Raw genomic sequence first — 21,534 nt, forward strand, 5'->3', positions numbered from 1 at the left:
TTCCATTATTTATTATATATAGAGACTTTATGCATTACGCAGTTTGAAACGTGACAACATGCTTTGTAGCTGTTCAGCTTGTTGAGATAATTGCACCGCAGCAGCCGCACTTTGCTGCGCTGTCTCATTGTTCTGTTGAGTTACGCCATCTATCTCTACCACTCCTTGATTTATCGTTTCTGCACCAATTGCTTGCTCATTACTTGCCGTTGCTATCTCAGCAACAAGCTCAGATGTCTTACTCACCGTATCGAAAATGCTCCTCAAACTCTCGGCTGTTTCATTGGCAATGGCGCTGCCCTTCTCTGTTTTAACCACAGAGCCTGCAATCAGCTTCGATGTCTCTTCGGCTGCTGTTGTACTTCTAGCCGCTAAACTACGCACCTCATCGGCTACCACGGCAAATCCACGTCCTTGCTCACCAGCTCGTGCAGCCTCAATTGCAGCATTGAGTGCTAACAGATTGGTTTGAGCTGCAATCTCATCAATGGTGCTAATAAATCCTGAGATACTTTTACTCGCCTCTGACATTTCAGACATGGCAACCACCATCCCCTCCATCTTCTTGCTTCCCTCTTGTGCAGCAGTCTGAGCTTGACCTGCAAGTACACTCGCCTGATTCGCATTTTGTGCATTAGTATTTATCTGAGTACTTAACTCATTAAGAGAACTTGCGATATTGTCCAAACTTCCTGACTGCCTAGAAGCGCCATCTGAAAGTGCAGAACTGCTACTCGATACACTAGAGCTGCCCTGGGATATTTCATCACTTGCTGTTTGTGTTTGACCTAATACGTCATTGAGATTTTCTGTCATTGATCTAAGGGCAATACCTAAGGCGTCACGCTCTGAAGCCAACTTCACATGCTGATCGAGCTCCCCTTGGGCAATTCGCTCAGCCAAACTCACTTTCTCATTGAGAGATCCCATCATGCTCTTCATCTCAGCAAAAATACCTTTATCCACTCCGCTACTCTGCAGATTCATCGACAGATCACCCTCGGCAACCTTTTTAGCAATACCAGCAATATAGGTGGGCTCTCCACCAAGAAGCTCCATCACATGTCTGGTTAGCCATAAGGCGATACCTATGCCAATAATAATGGCGAACAAGGTGCCAAAGATGGTTAAGTTAATGACTAAAGACTCAGTACTGGCCAAGGAGTCCTTGCGAGCTCCCATCAAGCTACCCTCTCTATCCTTAAATGTTTTTATCTGCTCCCTAAATTTATCGAAATAGACCTTACCCTTTGCTTGGCCAACAAGATCCGCCATATCATCCATGTTCTTTGCATCACCGATTTCATGCCTCAAGGCTATCTGTTTCTCTACAACTTCTGTTATCCAACTATCTATGGTCTGCTTGCTCTCCTGTAAAAGGGTTACTTGAGCTGGATTATCAGAAACAGTCTGCGACAACTCATCGACCAATTTATAGAACTGAGACCTTCCACTAATATAAGGAGCGAGAAACTCCTCCCTACCAGCAAGTAAAAAGCCTCTCATGCCGGTCTCCATATCAACAGCTGCCGCAACAATAGACTGCGCAGCGCTAATAACCTTATAAGTGTGCTCAACCCACTGAGTTAACTGTCTCAACTCATAAATATCCTGAGTGCGGCTGGCTCTTGCTTGCCGCTCAACCATCAACACACGTTCACGTTCAATAAATGTGGCGAGCTGCTCTCTAAACCTGTCGAAATACTGCTTCCCTTTGGCAAGCTTTATCTCGTCAGCCATATCATTCATTGTTTTTGAGTCGCCAATCTCACTTCTCAAGGCGATGACAGGCTCGGTAACTTGGGTCTGCCAGTCACCTATCGTCACTGAGATATCATTTAGCAAGGAGACTTGAGCAGGGTTATCTGACACGGTTTTTTGAAGATCTTTCAGTAACGCATTAAAGGTCTCACGACCATTGTTATAGGGCTCTAAAAAGTCCGGTTTCCCCGCAAGCAGATATCCCCTCATCCCCGTTTCCATATCAACAGCAGCCGCTTCAATTTTTGAAGCTTGGTCTAATACATCATGGGTATGGTTTACCCAGTCGAAATTAGTTGAAAGTGACTTAACGCTGATAAAAACAACAACTGTAATAAGCAGCATCAAGCCCAGTATCAAACCATATCCCGATAATATTTTTGTCCTAAACTTCATGTTACTGAACATTTTGCTATCCATTGTGCACCTCTAGTCATTCATCAATGCCCACTTAGTCTGCTTAGCCTGCTTAATATGCTGCTAAAGGGTCATTTCATTTCATGGGCATATAAGAAAAGGAATAGGGATAATCTATTCACATTAGTGATTTAAGTATTGTCTGGAATTTCATCTATAGATGAATTTTTTTATACCTTTTTAAGCTAAGGAGTGGTGAGCATATAGCGATGCGTAACAAAGAATTAACATTTAGAGCCTAATGGGTATAAGAGTTGTCAAGGTAAATATAAGTAAAAAGTGATATACCAAGGGGGGGGATTTATAGAAAAGTGACGAATGACTTTGATTGCAATTTTTTACTAGCAAGCTCTTTCTATCTATGACTAGAATAAGCGCAGTTATAGCGAGGCTTTGAAACCCAAATGATGACACCAGAACATATTGAATATTGGCACAACCCTGTATTACCTGAGATAGAGTTAAGCCGCGCCAAGTTAACGCAATTTGAGTTTCAAAAACATATTCATCTTGATTATCATGTTGGCGTCGTCTCCCATGGTTGCCAACAATATTGCCATAAAGGTAATACATATCTACTCACACCAGGCTCTATCTCAACATTAAATCCAGATGAAACTCATAATGGTCAAAGTAGAAACGCTGAGGGCTATGAAGCTCACGTGCTCTCAATCCCTGCACACTATGTAAAACAGGTAAGTGACGAGTTAAACCAAGGAGAGCTATTTTTTAACTCGCCTCTTATCGACACTCCTCGCCTTCAATTTGCATTTCTTCAACTTCATCAGATGTTAACCTCTACCCAGCAATTCAGTAGCTTAGAGATTGAAACCAGTATGATGGCATTTACAACGGAGCTATTTTCAAAACACAGTGAACTGCAGCCAGTTAAACAGAACATAACCACAGGACTATCCCATCAACAAATCTGTCAAATCCGTGAACTATTTCATGATGATTTAAGCCATACGTTCCAGCTAGAAACCTTAGCCGTTAAATTTAACTTGAGTAAATTTCAATTCTTGAGAGCCTTTAAGAAAACGGTAGGCATGACTCCCCACGCTTACCTGAAAAGAGTACGGTTGGAGCATGCTAAGAAGGCCATCATCAATGGAGGAGCTCTATCCGATATCGCCAATCAAGTTGGTTTTTTCGATCAAAGCCACCTTAATAAAGCATTCAAGCATGCCTATTTAATTACCCCTGCCCATTTTCAACGTCGCGTACTTTAAGCATGGTAAAAGGTTTAATTGCAATTTTATACTATCTCAGTCAGATCCAAGTAGTGCATTATATAATCCATTAGCATAAGCCATTAACGCAGATAAGTTTCATGCCCATTGAGCCTGCTCATTAACCTTAGGATATATCTGATGGATCTCTCTTTACTTATCTCACTGGCGATTATTCATAGTCTCGCCCTAGCAAGCCCAGGGCCTGACTTTGCATTAGTGGTCAAAATGGCGAGCCAAGAGAGTCGTACTACAGCACTCGCTGCTGCTTTCGGTATCTCATTTGCCATTCTATTTCACACTTTATTAAGCCTAACGGGCGTTAGTCTAATAATTAAAAGCTCAGAGAGTCTGTTCTTTATCGTGCAACTCTTTGGCGCAGGATATTTAGCTTGGATAGGGTTAACAGCGCTTAAAGAGACAAAGCACCATTGGAAAACACAAGAGAGTGTGATAGCTCTTGAAGAAAAACCGATGAATTTAACGCCAACAACAGGGTTCAAGCAGGGCTTTTATACTAACCTGCTAAACCCTAAAGCTATGGTGTTTTTTATCACACTGTTCTCAGCCATGATCACCCCTGAAGTCAACTTAGCCACTAAGGTTGCTGCTGCAGGGATCATACTTATATTGTCGATAGCTTGGTTTAGCGCTATCGCCTTGGTGTTATCTAAACCTGTTATTCAACAAAAGATTAAAAAAATGACCCCGATAATCAACCTACTCACGGGAATACTCTTTCTCACTGTGGCTATTGCGATCATATCTGGTCTTTTTAAGCACTAACTCAACTAACTCAACTAATGCAACTAATGCTGTGAGCATCAGACTAGAGCACAGTAAACCCGCCGCTTTAACGAACTAGACTAACTGATATTTTTCCAATCGGTAGAGAAATGCTTTATAGCTCAGGCCTAGAAACTTAGCCGCCTTAGTACGATTTCCTTGATGCTTGCTCATCGCTTGCTCAAGGCAGTTTTTCTCAAACGACTCCCACTCAATACCTGTTTCAGGCAAGGTAAACTGGGTCGTGTTAATGGTTTTAGGCTGGCAGCTTAACTCTTCAACCATCTCCTGTTCATCACCTAACAGGACAAAGCGTTCAATGCGATTAGCCAACTCCCTGACATTTCCAGGCCAAGAGTAATCCAGTAACTGCTTCATCGTATCGCCAGTGAGACTTAATGGCGGCAGATTATATTGACCCGCATGCAGCTTTAAGAAGTGATCCACCAGCCTTCCAATATCCTCTTGCCTCTCTCTCAAGGGGGGCATATGTATCGGTACAACATTAAGGCGATAATAGAGATCCTCTCGAAAACGTCCTTCTGAAACTTCATGTTGCAGATCTCTGTGAGTCGCAGCTATCACTCTCACATCAAGTTTTATCTCACCATTCTGGCCTAAGCGGCTGATCACCCCCTCCTGTAAAAAACGCAGCAAGTTGGTTTGCAATAGTAAAGGCAGTTCACCAATTTCGTCGAGAAAGATAGTGCCGCCATCTGCAGCTTCTAGTTTGCCAATCTTCAACGTCGTTGCGCCGGTAAATGCTCCCTTCTCTGCGCCAAAAAGTTCAGCTTCGGCAAGGTTTTCAGGAATTGCACCACAGTTAATGGCAACAAAGGGCTTATTCTTACGATCTGATAGCTGATAAAGTGCCCTAGCAGCCAACTCTTTCCCGGTGCCGCTCTCACCACCAATTAACACTGTGGCATCTGTTGCACTGACACGTTGGACTCGCGTATACACTTTTTGCATGCAGGGGGCTTTACCAACTAACCCCACCAGCTCCTGTTGTTGAGATAATTGAGAGGTAAGACTGCGATTTTGCCGTTTCAACACAAGGGATTTGGCCACTTTATCGATAGCTAATAACAAAGATTGCCTCTGATAAGGTTTAGCCAGATAATCATCAGCCCCCGCTTGCATTGCATCTACAGCATGGGTAATAGTCCCGTAGGCTGTAGCGATAATAAATCCCATATCGGGCTGTTCTCGGCGCACATAATTAAGCAGATCCATCCCTGTTAACTGACCAAGTTTCCAATCAGAAAACACCAGATCCGGCAGCTCCGATTTAATGGATAAAATAGCCTCCTCAACACTCTCAGCACCCTTGGTTTGATACCCATTTGCAGCCAACATTTTTGTTATTAAACTTCGCTGATCCGGCTCATCTTCAACCACAAGGATTTTAAGTTTCTGCTCTAGCATTATTCTTCATCACCTCTTTTATTATTGTTATCTGTACGAGCAAAACTTATCGTCACAACAGTGCCCCCACCAGGATTATCAGCAAACATAAGCTCTCCACCATAATGCCCATTAAGCAGTCGCTCTGCGATATATGCTCCCATTCCCGTTCCTTCGGTTTTAGTCGTCACATGAGGCTGACAAATGCGCTCTCTTACTTCAGGTAAAATTCCACAGCCCGTGTCTTTAACTATGACATGATAAGCACGGCTCGTTTCATCTAACGACACACTGACCTCTCCATCGTCAGGAGTAGCCTCTACCGCATTAATAATCACGCCATGCAATATGCTTCTTAGCTCAGACTCGGCCCCCGGCACGTTATAGTGTTTGTCACTTTCACTAAAACTGATTTTAGGTCTAGAGCCTGTAATTGAAAGCTCTAACAAGATATCGTGAATAATCGCCTGTAACGGTACAGAGGTTGAGCGGTCAACTTCATTACTCGAAAGCGTAAGCAGTGATTGAATACTCTTATCCATCATGGCAATTTTATGCTGGATCTTCTTAAGCTGTTGAGCCGCCTCTGCCGAATTGTCAGCCTGAATAGCACTTTCAGAAAGCAGGCCTATCGTATGCAGAGGATTACGTAAGCTATGCGCTATCCCTCGTGTTACCTCTCCAAGTTCAGCTAATTGCTCCTGCTGGGCCATGCGGCTCTCTTTCTCACTCAGCTTCTCCAACTTACGGCTCATTTTATTAAAGCCAGTTAATATCGCTTTAAGCTCTTTAACCCCTTTCTCCTCAACTTGGAAGCCTAAATCTCCCTCCCCCAGTTTCTGATGCCCCTTTGCCAATTTAGTCAAAGGTGAGCTGATATAGTGACTCAACAAGTAAGCCATAAGAAGAGCCCCAAAAGAGGTCAGTAAGATCAGAGCTAACATCGACTCACTAAAGCGTTCAAGTTGATCGTTAGTACCATGACTTGGCACGCGAATATCATGAGAATACTGCAGATCAAAATCCCCAAATACGGGAGGAGCTGGCGGCTCAACAATCACCACATTGCCATCTTTCAACCAAGAGCCAGCATCAATCTCAATCTGACTGACAGCTTGATGTAATCGCTCGCGGTATGCCATTGCAGCTTCTCTGCGCGCCTCTGCAATATTTATCCTTTGCTCCCTGCTCATATCACGTTCATGTCGAGCCATCTCTTTTAAATGCAGCTTAAGCTCTTTCTCTTTCTCGCTTAATAGCGCTTGGAACGCCTCACGCTCTTTCTGATCCAGCTCACCATATTCTGGCTTATCCAATAAGGCGATCTCTTCGGCCAGCTGATCAACCTCTCGCGTCATCTCCTCTATATCGTGCTTAAAATCGACTTCCGCCTCTTCAATGTCGACAATCGTTTCCTGTATCTCGACTTCATCAAGACCTAAAATAAACTCCTGCTCGCTGCCCACATTATCTATCAGCACCTTTACAAGGTTTTGAGATAGCGCTTTGGAACTTTCACTCAGCTCATTTTGAAGCTCCCCTTTATAATATTGAGAGATCAAAAGCTGGCTCAAACCTAGCAAGATGATCAAGGCACCAAACAGTAAAAACAGGTAGCGTTTTATCGACATTCAAACCTCAGAATAGATATCCATTTAACTTAAACCAATCAAGAAGCGTACCAAAACCCACTCGATACATTTCAAAGGGTTAACAGCCTAGACGTTAGCATATTTTTAACAAAAATCCCCAAATGGGAAAACTTATTACTGATATCAGGCCTATTCATCAATATCCCCTATCAAATTCCCCTCCTCATCCTTGATAAATAAGAGTTTATAAGGTTGGCACACTCTTCGCTAATAACCCATTAGTTAAATAGATTGCTCATCAAAAGGTTTATTAACTAAAACCATTGGCTATTGAAAACACCAAACTTAATAAAAGGAAGAACCATGAAACTAGATAAACTGGCTACTCTACTCGCTTGCACAACTCTGCTTACCTTTAGCATTAACGCTGCACCGACTCACGTTCGCCATATGGAATCAAACGGCAATGAAACCGTTATGGAGATCGCGCAAGACGAAAACGAATTAACTCATATTTCTGTTAAGCAGGGTGATGATAAACATGAATTTACCTTTACCGCAGATGAACTTAGCGATCCATCTGCAATTAAGGAAAAGCTCTCCGCACTTCCTGAAAAAACCAGTAGAAAGCTCACAAGAGTCTTAACTAAAATGACCGTACTGGATCAAGATAAGTTTAAATTACTTCATAACAAAGAGATGGATATAAAAACGAAAGAGAAATTGGCTGCCATAGCTAGAAAAATGGAGGGCAAAGAGGTTGAGATGGAGTTTATTGCCAGAAAACTTGAAGCTAAAGCAGCAGAGCTCGAAGCCCATGCTTTGGAACTTGAGAGCCTTCATGAGCTCAAAGAAGGTGAGTATGAGATCATCATAGATACGTTCGAGAACAGTATCGCAGAGGTGATGTCCAGTCTCGGTGAGATCGAGGTTGATATCGATTTTGATCATGAAAGCGGCCACACAAGCCGTTTCGTTATCATTGACGATCATCAAGGTATTAACCATACCCAACATTTAATCCGAATGATTAAAAACAGTGAACTAACAGAGGAGCAGAAGCAGGCTATCAAAGATGCCCTTGAGTAATTCATGCCAATCAATTGTCAATCATTGAAATTAAAAACTGTGAACAAGCCGATAGAATGCACCTTAAGAGATATCGTATCCTACGGCTAATATAACTCACACAGATGGATCCTTTATGTGGTGGCGAGTCACAATTATCACCTTAGCTTACCTACTTTTAGGGGCACATTTCTTACGCTATGGACAGGAGCTTATCTGTCTAGCTTACGCCAGTGCTCCTTTAGTTCTTTTCATCAAGCGAGTGGAGTTGACTCGCCTACTGCAAATTGTATTGGCCATTAGCGCGGTTTTAGTTTGGGGAGTCAGTAGTTATGATTATGTACAGATGCGGATCGCCATGGATGCACCTTGGTATCGATTAAGCATCATCATGTCATCGGTCACTGTATTTACCCTTTTAGCATCACTGTGCTGCAGTGGTGTTATTGCAAAACGCACTAAAATAAGCCATTAACCCCATCAATACCGGTATCACTCATCACAGTATGAGTGATATCGAGTTACCTCTTCTACCTACAAGCTAGGGCTGTTTGCGTATTCTGCCTCAATAGGTGTCGACTTATCATATCCACCAATATGTTCAATAAAGCAGTACAAGCCATTAAGAGCAAAGCGGTGCTATAACGGATCTCAGAAAAGCCGCTGTCGATATAAAACCCTAAAGTGGCCACACCTAGCATGCCAAAAATGGCTGTCTCTCTTAATATCACCTCAAAGCGATAAAAAAGCAGCCCCATCAAATTAGGGTATATTTTAGGCAAAATATCATAACAATAACCGTCGAGACGACCATTATAGGCAGAGGAGTTCACCACATTGTCTGATTGTTTTATGGTTAAAAAAGCAATCAAGGCACCATTGTGAAGCGCCAGAGCCAACATGGCTGGCAACATAGAGGGGCCAAGGAGCAACATAAAAATAAACGCAAAAATATACTCAGGGATCGATCTTAATATCAGCAGTAATAACTTTATTACTACAGAGATAAATTTGCCCGTTAAGCGTTTAAATGCAAAAGCCGATAGGATAACAGAGACGAGATGTGACATGGCCAGCGCACTCAATGCCAGCAATAAAGTCACCAGCATGCCAGGGATCGCTTGCTCAAAGAGCACTCTTTTTCCCCAACTGATTAACTCATTAACTCGACTTAAATCCAGTTGAGATAAACCCGTTAGTCCCTGCAGCGCTGGCGGTAGGATATCTTGGCTCAAAAAACGCCAGATCAAACTTGCATCAATTGAAGGCATGCTCGGTAGCGTTAACAGAGCCAGCACTAAATAGATAATAATCAACCTAGGTCGGCACCAAAATCTAATACTGCCTATCAAGGCAATAAACAGGATTAATAGTGCAGCTCCCTCATGATAATGCCCCTGCCTAAATGCCGTCTCCAGATAAAAACCTAACGTCGGCATTCCAATAAAACCAAGAACGGCACTGCTTCTTAACGCACACTCAAATCGATACCTGATATAAGCTAATATGGGTACCATCACATGACTAATTTTTCCGTAGAAATAACGACTAATTCTATCGGTTCTAGCCGGCAATGTTTCCACTGTAGACTGCGGAGATTGCAGGAGAATATCAAAAAATACCCGCGCAAAGGTTGCACCATAGGGCAGTGCAATTGCGAGGATCCCAGTCAATGGTGATAAACCAAAAATTTGCAAAAATATCAGTGCCCAAAAGATCTCATGGATTGAGCGGATCACCGCACACCCAGCAGCAATAAACCGGTTTGAATAGAGTAACGCCAGTGGCGCTCCCCATATCAATCCCCCTAAGACCCCTAACAGTGCAAAACTGATGGTTTGCCACAGTGCCTCAAGCAGATATTCCGTAGCAAAGAAGTCAGGCGTGATAAACCCCTGTATCATTCGCTGCAGCTCACTCCAAGGATCGAGAGAGATAATTTCAGTATCAGAAAAAAAGAAACAGATGAGTGCCACAGCCCACAGAGTAAGAGTGACTTTCTGCCAGTGACCCACAAACGAAATGGATTTAGGCATTACTGACAAGAGGTAAGATTTCTGGAGAGTAGAAGTTATCGATCACTTCAGGGGTCAATGCATCTTGAGTGATATCGAGACACAGCTTGCCATCTCGCAAACCAAGAATACGATCAAAGTGCCTTAATGCCTCTGACTTATCATGTAGAGCAATAATACAAGTTGAATGACCTGCAAGCACCATGGTTAACAACTGCTCAGCCATCAATGGATCCAGCGCAGAAAAAGGCTCATCACCGATAAAAGTAGCTTGCTGCTGATATAGGGCCCTAGCAAGCGCGACCCTCTGCCTTTGTCCACCTGAGAGCTTGGATAACACTTTACTCATAGGTACATCCAGAGATAACTGGTGGCACAAAGCTTCAACCTCAGCTAGAGGCGTACTGAAAGGGGCGATCAAATTAATCAGATTATAGCTCCAGTGATGGCGAGAAAGCGCCCCCATATAAACATTATGATAGGTACTTAATCCGTCAACCAAGCCCTGCTTCTGGGAGCAGAACGCAGCACTCTCTTTTAATAGCAAATAGAGATGAGAAAGAAGCGTTGACTTACCAGAGCCAGATGGACCAATTATTGCCACCTTTTCCCCTGACGCTATAGACAAAGAAAGCTGGCGAATAGCCAGCTTGTCTGCATACTTTAACGTTAAATTATCGATATTAACCATGGGCTAATCGATTAGCCCTATCGCTTTAGCGACCTTCTCAATAGGCTCATAATCTAAGTTATCTGCGGGTACAAAAGATTTTCGTGGGAAACTGGCCAATAGCTCAGGATCGTCCATATCCAGTAACGCCTGAGTTAAGCGCTGCTTAAATCCATCTCCAAATGCGCTATCAACCCCTTCCCTAACCGTCCATTGGTAATCAGGATAAGTAGGGCTTTGCCAGATAACCTTCACTTTATTCACATCAACAGTGCCGTTTTCTACCGCGGTTTCCCAAACCTTATAATTTAGGGCTCCCACTTGATAAGCACCCGACTCGACTTGGGTAATGGTACGACTGTGATCGCCTGAGAAACCTATGCGCTTAAACACATCTTTTGCTTTCTTACCTAAGTTTCTTTCAATAAAAAACTCTGGCATCAATCGACCCGATGTAGAACCCTTTGAACCAAAGGTAAAAGTCACCCCATTTAAGTTAGGAAAATTGTCAGACGGGATGATCTGCGCTGAATTATTGGCAATAAAATAACTTTGAAAAAACTGATCTTCATTTCCCTGGGCTATCGCTTCAGAACCAGGCACCAGTCGACGAGCTTGAACACCAGATAACCCGCCAAACCATGCGAGTTGTACCTGATTGTTTCTAAAAGCTGTCACCGCTGCAGAGTAAGATTTTACCGGTACATACTTCACCTCAACACCTAGCTCTTTTTCAAGGTAGACGGCGACCTTCTCAAAACGTGTGCGAAGTTGGCTTTCATTTTCATCTGGAATGGCGGTAAAAGTGAAAACGGCCGCAAATACACTCGAAGATATCGAACTTAATGCCACCAAAGCAGCCATTTTGAACAGCCCCATGAAATGTTTCCTTTTGGTAAAAAATTTGCGGCATTTTAACGAATCTAAGGTTACATAACTAGTAGTATCTCAGATAAAACCATGCTCAACGCAGCTTATCTAACTCTCCTAGCGCAATAAGTCAGCTCAGGTTAAGTTAACTTCAAGTAAAATAATGCAATAGATCAATATGACGCAGTTGGCACATCAATGATATGTGGGTAAACTGAGCCAAAGAATGATAAAGGTAGAAAAAACATGAGAATTTTGGTTGTTGAAGATGACCCAATCCTTTCCCATCACCTCAAGGTACAATTAAGTGAGTTAGGTAATCAGGTTCAAGTCGCATTAACGGCTAAAGAGGGATTTTATCAAGCAACCAACTACCCCATCGATGTCGCAATCGTCGACTTAGGCCTACCGGATCAAGATGGGATCAGTTTAATTCAAAGTTTGCGGGATAACGGCCTAAAAGCACCGGTACTTATCTTAACAGCTAGAGTCAACTGGCAAGATAAAGTTGAAGGCCTCAATGCTGGTGCCGATGACTACTTAGTTAAGCCTTTTCAAAAAGAGGAGTTGGTGGCCAGGCTCGATGCCTTGGTCAGACGCAGTGCCGGTTTCGTAAAACCTGTGATCACCAGTGGCCCACTGAATTTAGACTTAGCTGCTAAACAGGTCACCATGCATGAAGAGGTGATGGAGGTGACCGCATTTGAATATCAAATTCTAGAATACCTGATGCGTCATTGCCATGAAGTGGTTGCTAAACAGAGACTATTAGATGTTGTTTATGCCGACAAAGAGGGCGATCCCAATACTATTGAGGTGATGGTTTCACGGCTAAGAAAGAAACTGACCAGTGGCGGACTGGATAACCCTATCGCAACCATACGTGGCCAAGGCTACAAGTTTAACCTGCCATGCAGTTAAAATTTAAGCCTAAGAAACGTCTGCTCACACGGATGTTTCTCACCTCCCTGTCTATTATCGCCTTAGTGGGCTTCGGGTTAGCTTGGATGATCAATATTCTCCATGCCCAAAATAGCTATAATGAAGAAACGGCCCAGTTAATCGCTGAGATCCCTAAGGTTGCCGCAGAGCTTAAAGAGCATGATCTTATTCCAGAGACAAGTGAATGGCTTGATGAAAACAACACCCCAGAGCGTTACGTCATCGCCAGTTGTGATGCTGACTTCAGGCAAGTATGGACCTCATCATTAGCTGTCGACAAAGGCTTATTTGATACCTGCGAACGTTTTAATGAGATCCGCAATGACTCCCCCCCCTATTATCTCAACTTAGCCGATGAAAAAGGCTATTTTATCTACCTTTTAGCCGTGGAAATTGCAGGTAATAAGTACAACTTGCTGGTGATGAAAGATGCAGAAAATCTAGAAGCTGAACTCGATAAATTCAGCCGTCTCACCTATATCAGATTAGCCATGGTACTTGCCCTAGCCCTTGTTTTATTGATCAGTGCTGGCTATTGGGGAATGCGTCCTTTGGTGCGTATGCGATCTGAGCTTGAGAGCGTCAATAATGGCAAATCCAAGAGCCTATCTCAGGATTACCCCGTTGAACTTGAAGGTGTTACCCAAGCCTTAAACCAACTTTTGGTTCAGTCAAGCGCTCAGCAAGACAGATATCAAAATGCAATGAATGACTTGGCCCACAGTCTAAAAACCCGACTTGCCGCTGTACATGCCATCACAGATGACATCAATCTAGATAAACACAGTGCCAGCGAGAAGATTATGGAGCAGGTCAGCCAGATGGACCTATTGGTTAAATACCAGTTAAAACGTGCCATGTTAGGCAGAAAAGGATTAAAGCAGGAACAGACCTTAGTCGCGCCTCTTGTTAATCAACTGTCACAGATGTTGTTTAAAGTCTATCGAGACAAGCAAGTGATGTTTGAGGCCCATATTCCCATAGAACATGTGTTTCCTGGCGATAAAGGCGATCTGATGGAGCTATGCGGAAATCTGATGGAAAATGCGTTTAAACTCTGTATCAGCCAAGTTAGAGTGAGCGCCAGCTACAACGATCATGGCGAGTTCTTGCTGGTCGTAGAGGATGATGGACAGGGCGTCGACGATAGTATTAAGCAGAAGATCATCCAGCGTGGTGTCAGAGCCGACACGCAAAAAGCAGGACAAGGCATAGGTCTAGCAGTTTGCCATGAAATTGTGACTAGCTATGGTGGAAAATTGGAAATTGAAGACTCAGATCTTGAAGGTGCCAAGTTTATCATCACCATTCCGATCTAATTGATCAGTAAAGGCTTTAACCAAATAAGGTTAAAGCCTTTACTCTATATCACTGAGCAAACACACCCTTATACTGCTTGGTATAACTGCTCTGCACGATTAAACATCACCCAAGATGTAGCAATGTATTTATCGCCACTGATAGGCATATTACCGCGATGGGAATGAGTAAAACCAGCAGGTGCTATCACCATGGTTCCCTTTTTCGGTTTTAACTTCCTCTCTTGATAGAAAAACTCTGTCTCGCCGCCCTCCTCAACATCATTGAGGTAAAACATATAGAGAACCACTCTATGTAGTGCTTCATTATGGCCTGCTTGAGGGAACTGCTCAGAATGCCAATGGGGATAACCTCCCAGAGACTTAGGGTACTTCTGCACATTAATGGTGCCACTACGATACAGATATTTCACTAGCGCCTCAGCTCTAGGCTCCCCCAGTGTTTGATAATTATCAGGTACCAATGTAACCCCTTGGCCTTTTTCATCCGCCACTTGCACCGAAACAGCCCCCATAAGTGCCATCGCATATTTATTGAAATAGCTCGTGGAGTGCTTAAGTGTATATGAGAGAAGCTCATTTCTTAATGGAAACAGATCTTCAAAACTATCAAGAGTCAGATCACGACTAACCTTCTTGGTTAAATCTACGCCGTTACCAGTACGTCCATCGACCACCCCTTGATGCTTTTCAAAGGTTTCAATTAATCGATCACACAGATCTTCAGGAATTGCATTAGGGTAAACTTCTATAAAATCCATTACAGGCTACTTTTCATTCTGATAATCTCAAATATGCTTGCATATACGTTAACCAGTTGTAAAGTAGCTAAGCAAAGATAAATTATTGCTGTAACAAAACACTGGTTTCTGGAATAATCTCAAGTAGTAGCAGTATAAATCCTAGAAAAAAAATGAAAAAAAGCGTCAAGGTATCAGTAGAAGAACTGCAGATAGGTAACTTTGTAAAACTACCTGTATCATGGAAAGATCACCCTTTTCTTTTTAGCAGTTTTAAACTTAAACAAGATGCGCAGATAGAGCTTATCAAACGTTTAGGCATTAGCCATGTTTTCATCGATATTGAACGTTCTGAAGTCCAGCTAGATACCGAGCAACCAGTACAAGCTCCTACACCTCCTAAGGCCGCTAATGATCTCGACTCTCTCGCTGAAGAGATGAGCCAGTATAAAAATGAGCGCATAGACGTACACCAGAAAATGCGGCGTCAGTTAAGAAAAACGGAGCAAGAGTTTGATCGCTCAGTATCAAAGATGCGCAGCGTAGTCTCTAAGCTTAGAAGCCGACCACTTAATGCAGTCAATGACGCCAAAGAGTTAATCCATGATATGAGTGAGCAGTTGCTCAACTCGGATAATTTGGTACTTCACTTAATGGGAGATGCAAAAGATGATGAGGGGATTTACTATCACTCACTAAACGTTGCTATTTTATCAATGCTAATGGCAAAAGAGTTAGGTTGGTCACGCACAGATATTGAGCTGGTTGGCATTGGTTCACTGTTTCACGATACTGGCAAGCTGAAAGTGCCAGCAAGTATTCTGAAAAAGAAAACACCGCTTACACCTCCAGAAAAAAACTTCTTCAAACAGCATCCAGTAATGGGGGAGAAGATACTACAGCTTGCAGAAAACTTCCCATCAGAAGCGATACCAATCATTCTTAACCATCATGAACACTTAGATGGCTCAGGCTTTCCTAGAGGCTTAAAGGAGGCAAGTTTGGATAAGCTCTCCCAACTTGTAGCAGTCATTAATACCTATGATATGCTCTGCCACCCTGACGCTCACTCCAAGCCTAGAACCCCTTATGCTGCATTAGGCTATATGTTTAAACACTTCAAAACGAAGTTAAATCAGCAGTACACTGGAAGTCTAATAAAAATGTTGGGGATCTATCCACCAGGCAGCATAGTCGAACTTTCGTCTGGCCAATTTGCCATGGTCATGGCCGTAAACCTAAATAAGCTTCTTTTTCCACGGATCTTAGCCTATGACGCTATGATCCCCAAAGAGCAAGCTCCCATCGTCGATCTGGAAACTGAAGGGCTAACTATTGTACGCTGTATCCCTCACTCAGCCTTGCCTGAAAAGGTTTACAAGTATTTAAATCCAAGAGAAAGAGTCAGTTACTTTTTCGGCCAAAACAGTTAGCCGATTTTCAGGATTATAGCTCCCCCAACAGATTGTCTTTCATTTCTTGCTCTATAGCGATCTCTTCACTAATTTTAGAGTATCACTTTCTATTGGCGGGAGAGGATATGACGCAGCTACCCAACTTCGACAGCTTAAAATGGTTAGCAGAAAATAACCCTGAAGAGCTAGAGCGATTACAAAAAAAGCTCTGCAAAGAAGCGATTGATCACTGCCCCGAATCCAATAAGGAGCAGCTTATCTCAATGCATTTTCATCTGGAGCAACAGATGTCTCGCTGTAGCAATCCATTTCATCGCTGCTATCTAGCCATCAGCATTATGAATGATAAATTTATTGCTCTTAACGATATAATCAATAATCCTCAGGAGTTCAGAGAACAAAATGCCAAGGTGTTAACTCTGCCGCCTAAAAAACTATAGCCAGTCCAAACTATAGCCAACCCTTTCGTTTAAAGAACAGGTAAGTACTTGCTGCACTACCTATCATCATCAAAACTGCCATAGGGTAACCAAATTGCCACTCTAGCTCAGGCATATTCACAAAGTTCATCCCGTAGGCGCTGGCTATCACTGTGGGAGGAAGAAAGATCACTGCTGCAACCGAGAAAATTTTAATAATTTTATTCTGCTGTAATCCACTAAAGCCCATCGCTGCATCTAGCAAAAAGTTTAACTTGTCAAAAATAAACTGACTATGCGGCATCAAAGATTCAATATCAGACAGCATCTCGCGCAGATCTTTAAAATCCTCATCGGTCAATTGACCACGATAATAACGCTGCATATAACGTAATGACCTTTGCGTATCAAGTAGGCTCAAACGTATTTTACCGTTAGAGTCCTCTTGTAAGGTGATCAATTTAAAGACTTTATCCAGCTCATCGTTATCAAAAACCTGCTCACTAACGCCGTCTACTACAGAATAAATATCTTCAATTAAATCTGACAGGTAATCGACCTTCAAATTAAAAAGTTCTAAAAATAAGCCCTGGGGAGTTTCAACCTCAATACGCCCTAACCTTAGGTAGTTACGTAGTAAACGAATTAAGCCGACATCATCTTCTCTGATCGTTAACAGAAAATCTTTTCGCAAATTAAAAGAGACGTTTACACCACGAACATACTGACCGACTCGCTGAGGAAACAGGGAGTTAATGTGTAAACCATCATTGTTTTGGTAAAAGCGAGCCGAAGCCTCAATCTCATTGATATCCTCTTCATCAGGCACCTCTTCAACTGAGTACTTACTTAGCCACTCTCGCTCTTCATCGGTTGGCTTAAAAAGGTCTAACCAAAGTGTACCTGGCGGTACCTTATCTTGAGTATCTAGCTCATTTATAGTTAGTTTTCTATTGATATAAATATAAGCTGTTATCATAGCTCCTCCTGAAAAAACACTTTGCCAAAACATCCGCAAGCAGAGCGCAGGGTTAAAGTGAAAACATTTTACCTGATATAAAACGATTGAAAAGATCTACCTATAACTACAGGTTCAGCTCACTCTTGAATTGATTTCGCAATAATAACACGCTCTTGATTTGATAAGCGTATGCTCAATCCATCAAGTGTTGTGATCTCATTGGCTAAAATATCTTTCTTTCTTACTTGATAGGTTTCTGAACTCTCCTCAAGTGGCGATACTATTGTCACACTCACCACTTGATTCCCATCTTGCCAATTCCAATACCAGTAACCGCCACTTGCCAATAACGAGGTCGCAATCAAGCCATAAACCAGATACCTAAACATCATCTGTTGACCAAGTTTACTTGTACCTTGACTCTTTACACTGGCAGGCGGTTTACGTAGATAAAACAGGGCTCCTACGATGATAAGTGCAGTGATGAGAATTTTAGTGAGCACATCTCTCTCCAAGAGAAAAAACAGATAAGAAGTATACCCCCTATCTAATGATAAAACTGTTATAAATATCTAAACATAACAAAGCAAAGCCGAGGTTCCCTAAGGCTCGTTTCATTTAATTCAATAACAAAACAAGTGAATCAAATAGAAAACAGATCTCTTATCCGCTAAATAGTGATATAAATGCACCTAGCCATGCCTCTGGGTATAAACTTAGCTTCTACACTAGGATTTTTCGATGAAACACCCTCTTCTCACGCTCGCCCTTACTGGGATCATTCCTCTCATATTTATCGCTCCTGCATTCGCTGGCAATCACTTAACACTCCCCAAGTCCGCAGAACTATTAGTTGTTAATGGTGCTGAAATCTCAAAATCATCACAAGTTTCCCTTGAAAATGGTACCAATCAAATTGTGTTTAAATACCACACAAAATATAGATCCCAAGGACAAGATAAACGATTTAGCTCTGAAGCAATTGTCTTAAGTTTTACCGCAGAAGATAAAGCACTTACTTTAGTCTTACCCTCACTAAGATCTAGCAGTCAAAGTGATAAATTTAACCTAAACCCTCAAGTCACAATCGAAGACATTCAAGGGGATGCACTGCCTATTCAAACAGGAGTACTTCGTAAAGAGGGGATCCAGCTTGGACGAAACTATAGTGAAGAGGTGCTGAACTACAATCAAACAGATGCTCCTGCCGCCCTAAAGGAGTTAGCGCCCACCAGTGTCGTTATCTCAATCCCTCCTACGAGTCCTCAACTAGAATTAGAGGTCTTAAAAGATAAGGCTCCTGAGTTAAAAGATCAGAAAAATATCAGTAGAATGCTTGATTTTTGGTATAGCCAAGCAGATGAAACAACTCGTAATTCGTTTAAAGAAAAAATCAATAGAGCTGACACAGAAACACATTAATCAGCATCTATATACCCATATGTAAACACTAGATGCTCACTTATCCTAGTTATCATCTAGTGTCTTTCCCTACAATTTATACCTGTAAAATTACAAACATGATTTAGCAAACACTTATAGAGTTTATCTATTTGAGTGATTGAATTTATCAATTATACAAGCTTAGTTTACTGCTATAGATTGAACCTATTCCATTGGGGGAATACGTTAATCGGGTCAAACTATGCCATCCATACCATTTAATCCAATTCAGTCACAAAACCTATCCACTTATGGAAATAAGCAGTCACTTTCACTACCGTTAGCGCAAACAGCACTCGTTGCAGAGGGAGGTGGACAAAGAGGCATATTCACAGCTGGGATCTTGGATGCTTGGCTAGAAAATGATTTTAACCCTTTTCAACTGTTAATTGGCACCTCAGCTGGAGCACAAAACTTATCAAGCTTTATCACCCGTCAGCTCGGGTTTGCACAGACATCGATCTCAAACCTGTCACGATCTCCACAATTTTTTAATATTAGCCGCTCGTTAACGGGAAAGAACACGGTGGATCTAGATTGGTATTTCAATCAAGTTGGCACTCTAGAACAAACGGATAAGATCAAACAGCCACACAAGTTAAATACTCAATGCGGTGTAAAAAAATTAGCGCAGCGGCAGCTGCTTATCTCAACAACCAACATCTCCAATTATCAAGCGAACTTCTTCAGTCCTAGCCAAGAGAACTGGCTTACTCTACTGAAAGCCTCAAGTGCACTCCCCTTTCTCTACCGAAAAGGGGTCAAACTTGATGATACTTACCATGTTGACGGAGGACTATCTGCGCCGCTTCCCGTCGAGGAAGCTTATAAACGTGGGGCACGCAAGATAGTAGTCTTAAGAACTCTCCCTAAAGAGTACGCGGCGCACACTCCATGGGTAAACCGCCTAAAGTCATGGATATGCTCATCAAATCAATGCCCAAAGGCTATCGATTACTTTGTGCACCATGAGCACGCTTATTGGGAGTCATTAAAGTTTATCGAATCACCACCTACGGGAGTGGAAGTGATCCAGATATTTCCAGAACAAGGGTTAAAGAGCAAAATCTTGGGCAGTCGAGAGTCAGACCTAGAGCAAGACTACCAATTAGGAAAGCTCGCAGGTACAAGGTTTATAGAGCAGCACTCACAAACACTTTTAACCTTCCCCTCCTCAGCAAGCTTGGAAAGCTATAAACAACACAGAGCAGAGACAACAAGACGCTACTGCTAACATTTGCTCAATATCACTAAAGATAGATAAATACCAAAGCGCTAAAAGTCACTTGGCAATAGGAATAAACTGGCAATGGCTCTTTGACTTTATACTTTGACTTTATACTTTGATGATAACAAACTTTGAAATGGTAACGCATCTTGACTAAGTTTACTTCAATAGCTTACGTGATGAACAACAGTGATAGCTTTCATCGTAAGCTTCTTGAGAGGAGACTATATGAATAACTCTGCACTGCTTTTACTCCTAATTTGCTTTACAACACTAGCAGAAGCCAGCTCAACCATAGATGATCCTCATAGTACTAACCCACCTCAAGGCAACCCTGGAAAAATAGTTGATTACGTTGCTTCTCTTGAATGGGATTCCAATTACATATCTGAGGGCAGAAATAATTTAGACAAAGGAGGAATATTTTGGAGCAGTATCATCTCCCATCATGAAAATCTAACTCTGTATGCCATAGCAGGCCGCGCTGATAGCATGCAGTATAGCGAGTGGAATTTAGGTTTTGAATATACGGTTTCTCTTAAGGCTAATCTAGAGATGAACTTAGGTTACCAAAATATTCAATCTTATGGTGACGAACGATTTAGCGACAATGAACTATTCAGCTCCCTTACTTATGCAGGTATCGAATGGCTTACACCGTCACTCAATTACGTCTATTCCCTCGAGGCCAGAGGCTACTTCATTGAAGCTGCCCTGCACAGTTCCTGGCATGTATCAGACGCTCTAACAGTAACCCCGTATATAGCTCAAGCTTTTGACTTTAAATATGTCACTGAAGAACACAATGGAAAAAATCATTTTCAATTTGGTATAGAGGTTGAGTATCAATACAATCAAAACCTTGTCTTGTCTGGACATATCAGCCATACATTAGCACAAGAAGATATCAAGCTAGAAGCCGATTTAGGTACGTTAGAATCGAGTTTAGATCACTCTTTCTCGGGTATAACCTTAACCTGGCTTTTTTAGCTAGGGTTCCAACGCATTAATCTAAAAACACTTAGTCATACCAAAAGGTTCACGACTGCCCTCTTCCTCCCACACAGCACTTTTAAAATTTAAAGAATAAAAACAGCATATTAATATATCAACCAAGCTTATTTGAATAATTTTAACCCAAAATCTGGTTAGGTTAAAAAATACAAGCTAAATTTAAAATGTTTCATTTTTTTCAGAAGTTAATAATTAGCTGAAGCCAATATCAAATTCTACCCATCCATAAAGAGAG

The 21,534-nt window shown here is 42.1% G+C and carries 20 protein-coding genes; 11 read left to right on the plus strand and 9 right to left on the minus strand.

The window, feature by feature from the left end:
* Nucleotides 1-27: 27 nt before the first annotated feature.
* The gene (locus SWOO_RS14435) at nt 28-2,181 is read right to left on the minus strand and encodes a CHASE3 domain-containing protein (RefSeq protein ID WP_012325405.1); all 2,154 of its coding nucleotides are present in this window, start codon (nt 2,179-2,181) and stop codon (nt 28-30) included.
* A 401-nt stretch (nt 2,182-2,582) separates the two neighbouring features.
* On the opposite strand from SWOO_RS14435, the gene SWOO_RS14440 reads away from it, so the two are divergent.
* Together SWOO_RS14440 and SWOO_RS14445 are read left to right on the plus strand one after the other, a co-directional pair.
* Nucleotides 2,583-3,410, plus strand: coding sequence for an AraC family transcriptional regulator (locus SWOO_RS14440; protein WP_012325406.1), 828 nt, complete (start codon nt 2,583-2,585; stop codon nt 3,408-3,410).
* Nucleotides 3,411-3,551: 141 nt separating this feature from the next.
* On the plus strand, nt 3,552-4,196 hold the full coding sequence (locus SWOO_RS14445; protein WP_012325407.1) for a LysE family translocator: 645 nt from the start codon (nt 3,552-3,554) through the stop codon (nt 4,194-4,196).
* Nucleotides 4,197-4,271: 75 nt separating this feature from the next.
* On the opposite strand, the gene SWOO_RS14450 is transcribed toward SWOO_RS14445, so the two are convergent.
* Both SWOO_RS14450 and SWOO_RS14455 read right to left on the minus strand, forming a co-directional pair.
* On the minus strand, nt 4,272-5,624 hold the full coding sequence (locus tag SWOO_RS14450; protein WP_012325408.1) for a sigma-54-dependent transcriptional regulator: 1,353 nt from the start codon (nt 5,622-5,624) through the stop codon (nt 4,272-4,274).
* Nucleotides 5,624-7,234, minus strand: coding sequence for a sensor histidine kinase (locus tag SWOO_RS14455; RefSeq protein ID WP_012325409.1), 1,611 nt, complete (start codon nt 7,232-7,234; stop codon nt 5,624-5,626). The genes SWOO_RS14450 and SWOO_RS14455 overlap by 1 nt, the downstream gene beginning before the upstream one ends.
* A gap of 324 nt (nt 7,235-7,558) precedes the next feature.
* Here SWOO_RS14455 and SWOO_RS14460 point away from each other — a divergent pair, with 324 nt between their 5' ends.
* Together SWOO_RS14460 and SWOO_RS14465 are read left to right on the plus strand one after the other, a co-directional pair.
* On the plus strand, nt 7,559-8,284 hold the full coding sequence (locus SWOO_RS14460) for a hypothetical protein (protein WP_012325410.1): 726 nt from the start codon (nt 7,559-7,561) through the stop codon (nt 8,282-8,284).
* 115 nt (nt 8,285-8,399) lie between these two features.
* Nucleotides 8,400-8,738 carry a hypothetical protein gene (locus SWOO_RS14465; RefSeq protein WP_012325411.1) on the plus strand — a complete coding sequence of 113 codons (339 nt, stop codon included), beginning with the start codon at nt 8,400-8,402 and terminating at the stop codon, nt 8,736-8,738.
* Nucleotides 8,739-8,793: 55 nt separating this feature from the next.
* On the opposite strand, the gene SWOO_RS14470 is transcribed toward SWOO_RS14465, so the two are convergent.
* From SWOO_RS14470 to SWOO_RS14480, 3 genes are read right to left on the minus strand one after another with little or no spacing between them, the layout of a single operon-like run.
* Nucleotides 8,794-10,299 (minus strand): PhnE/PtxC family ABC transporter permease, encoded by a 1,506-nt coding sequence (locus tag SWOO_RS14470; protein WP_012325412.1) that lies wholly within the window; start codon nt 10,297-10,299, stop codon nt 8,794-8,796.
* Nucleotides 10,292-10,969 carry an ATP-binding cassette domain-containing protein gene (locus tag SWOO_RS14475; protein ID WP_012325413.1) on the minus strand — a complete coding sequence of 226 codons (678 nt, stop codon included), beginning with the start codon at nt 10,967-10,969 and terminating at the stop codon, nt 10,292-10,294. Before SWOO_RS14475 ends, SWOO_RS14470 begins: the two co-directional genes overlap by 8 nt.
* A 3-nt stretch (nt 10,970-10,972) precedes the next feature.
* Entirely contained in the window at nt 10,973-11,827 is an 855-nt protein-coding gene (locus tag SWOO_RS14480) for a putative selenate ABC transporter substrate-binding protein (RefSeq protein WP_012325414.1), read from the minus strand.
* 237 nt (nt 11,828-12,064) lie between these two features.
* Here SWOO_RS14480 and SWOO_RS14485 point away from each other — a divergent pair, with 237 nt between their 5' ends.
* Together SWOO_RS14485 and SWOO_RS14490 are read left to right on the plus strand one after the other, a co-directional pair.
* A complete protein-coding gene (locus SWOO_RS14485) occupies nt 12,065-12,739 on the plus strand; it encodes a response regulator (RefSeq protein ID WP_012325415.1) in 675 nt (224 codons plus the stop codon).
* Nucleotides 12,730-14,079, plus strand: coding sequence for an ATP-binding protein (locus SWOO_RS14490; protein WP_012325416.1), 1,350 nt, complete (start codon nt 12,730-12,732; stop codon nt 14,077-14,079). The genes SWOO_RS14485 and SWOO_RS14490 overlap by 10 nt, the downstream gene beginning before the upstream one ends.
* Nucleotides 14,080-14,147: 68 nt before the next feature.
* Here the strand turns inward: SWOO_RS14490 and SWOO_RS14495 are convergent, their stop codons facing one another.
* A complete protein-coding gene (locus SWOO_RS14495; RefSeq protein WP_012325417.1) occupies nt 14,148-14,840 on the minus strand; it encodes a 2OG-Fe(II) oxygenase in 693 nt (230 codons plus the stop codon).
* A gap of 152 nt (nt 14,841-14,992) precedes the next feature.
* Here SWOO_RS14495 and SWOO_RS14500 point away from each other — a divergent pair, with 152 nt between their 5' ends.
* Both SWOO_RS14500 and SWOO_RS14505 read left to right on the plus strand, forming a co-directional pair.
* Entirely contained in the window at nt 14,993-16,252 is a 1,260-nt protein-coding gene (locus tag SWOO_RS14500; protein ID WP_012325418.1) for an HD-GYP domain-containing protein, read from the plus strand.
* 107 nt (nt 16,253-16,359) lie between these two features.
* Entirely contained in the window at nt 16,360-16,674 is a 315-nt protein-coding gene (locus SWOO_RS14505; protein WP_012325419.1) for a DUF3135 domain-containing protein, read from the plus strand.
* 10 nt (nt 16,675-16,684) lie between these two features.
* On the opposite strand, the gene corA is transcribed toward SWOO_RS14505, so the two are convergent.
* Complete coding sequence (gene corA, locus SWOO_RS14510) at nt 16,685-17,632, minus strand: magnesium/cobalt transporter CorA (protein WP_012325420.1); 948 nt, start codon at nt 17,630-17,632, stop codon at nt 16,685-16,687.
* A gap of 119 nt (nt 17,633-17,751) precedes the next feature.
* Entirely contained in the window at nt 17,752-18,117 is a 366-nt protein-coding gene (locus SWOO_RS14515; protein WP_012325421.1) for a hypothetical protein, read from the minus strand.
* Nucleotides 18,118-18,355: 238 nt separating this feature from the next.
* Here SWOO_RS14515 and SWOO_RS14520 point away from each other — a divergent pair, with 238 nt between their 5' ends.
* The 3 genes from SWOO_RS14520 to SWOO_RS14530 all read left to right on the plus strand — a co-directional run bounded on the left by SWOO_RS14520 (nt 18,356) and on the right by SWOO_RS14530 (nt 21,275).
* The gene (locus SWOO_RS14520; protein WP_012325422.1) at nt 18,356-19,036 is read left to right on the plus strand and encodes a YccT family protein; all 681 of its coding nucleotides are present in this window, start codon (nt 18,356-18,358) and stop codon (nt 19,034-19,036) included.
* Between the two features lie 223 nt (nt 19,037-19,259).
* Entirely contained in the window at nt 19,260-20,291 is a 1,032-nt protein-coding gene (locus SWOO_RS14525; RefSeq protein ID WP_012325423.1) for a patatin-like phospholipase family protein, read from the plus strand.
* Between the two features lie 222 nt (nt 20,292-20,513).
* On the plus strand, nt 20,514-21,275 hold the full coding sequence (locus SWOO_RS14530) for a hypothetical protein (RefSeq protein ID WP_012325424.1): 762 nt from the start codon (nt 20,514-20,516) through the stop codon (nt 21,273-21,275).
* The last annotated feature ends 259 nt before the right edge of the window (nt 21,276-21,534 follow it).

The sequence above is a fragment of the Shewanella woodyi ATCC 51908 genome (assembly GCF_000019525.1).
GTDB lineage: Bacteria > Pseudomonadota > Gammaproteobacteria > Enterobacterales > Shewanellaceae > Shewanella > Shewanella woodyi.

Coding starts and splice junctions, on each gene's coding strand:
- SWOO_RS14440 (WP_012325406.1), top strand. CDS start 2,583: ATGATGACACCAGAACATATTGAATATTGGCACAACCCTGTATTACCT.
- SWOO_RS14485 (WP_012325415.1), top strand. CDS start 12,065: ATGAGAATTTTGGTTGTTGAAGATGACCCAATCCTTTCCCATCACCTC.
- SWOO_RS14495 (WP_012325417.1), bottom strand. CDS start 14,840: ATGGATTTTATAGAAGTTTACCCTAATGCAATTCCTGAAGATCTGTGT.
- SWOO_RS14455 (WP_012325409.1), bottom strand. CDS start 7,234: ATGTCGATAAAACGCTACCTGTTTTTACTGTTTGGTGCCTTGATCATC.
- SWOO_RS14500 (WP_012325418.1), top strand. CDS start 14,993: ATGAAAAAAAGCGTCAAGGTATCAGTAGAAGAACTGCAGATAGGTAAC.
- SWOO_RS14450 (WP_012325408.1), bottom strand. CDS start 5,624: ATGCTAGAGCAGAAACTTAAAATCCTTGTGGTTGAAGATGAGCCGGAT.
- SWOO_RS14445 (WP_012325407.1), top strand. CDS start 3,552: ATGGATCTCTCTTTACTTATCTCACTGGCGATTATTCATAGTCTCGCC.
- SWOO_RS14475 (WP_012325413.1), bottom strand. CDS start 10,969: ATGGTTAATATCGATAATTTAACGTTAAAGTATGCAGACAAGCTGGCT.
- SWOO_RS14465 (WP_012325411.1), top strand. CDS start 8,400: ATGTGGTGGCGAGTCACAATTATCACCTTAGCTTACCTACTTTTAGGG.
- SWOO_RS14505 (WP_012325419.1), top strand. CDS start 16,360: ATGACGCAGCTACCCAACTTCGACAGCTTAAAATGGTTAGCAGAAAAT.
- SWOO_RS14530 (WP_012325424.1), top strand. CDS start 20,514: ATGAATAACTCTGCACTGCTTTTACTCCTAATTTGCTTTACAACACTA.
- SWOO_RS14470 (WP_012325412.1), bottom strand. CDS start 10,299: ATGCCTAAATCCATTTCGTTTGTGGGTCACTGGCAGAAAGTCACTCTT.
- SWOO_RS14435 (WP_012325405.1), bottom strand. CDS start 2,181: ATGGATAGCAAAATGTTCAGTAACATGAAGTTTAGGACAAAAATATTA.
- SWOO_RS14480 (WP_012325414.1), bottom strand. CDS start 11,827: ATGGGGCTGTTCAAAATGGCTGCTTTGGTGGCATTAAGTTCGATATCT.
- SWOO_RS14460 (WP_012325410.1), top strand. CDS start 7,559: ATGAAACTAGATAAACTGGCTACTCTACTCGCTTGCACAACTCTGCTT.
- SWOO_RS14520 (WP_012325422.1), top strand. CDS start 18,356: ATGAAACACCCTCTTCTCACGCTCGCCCTTACTGGGATCATTCCTCTC.
- corA (WP_012325420.1), bottom strand. CDS start 17,632: ATGATAACAGCTTATATTTATATCAATAGAAAACTAACTATAAATGAG.
- SWOO_RS14525 (WP_012325423.1), top strand. CDS start 19,260: ATGCCATCCATACCATTTAATCCAATTCAGTCACAAAACCTATCCACT.
- SWOO_RS14490 (WP_012325416.1), top strand. CDS start 12,730: ATGCAGTTAAAATTTAAGCCTAAGAAACGTCTGCTCACACGGATGTTT.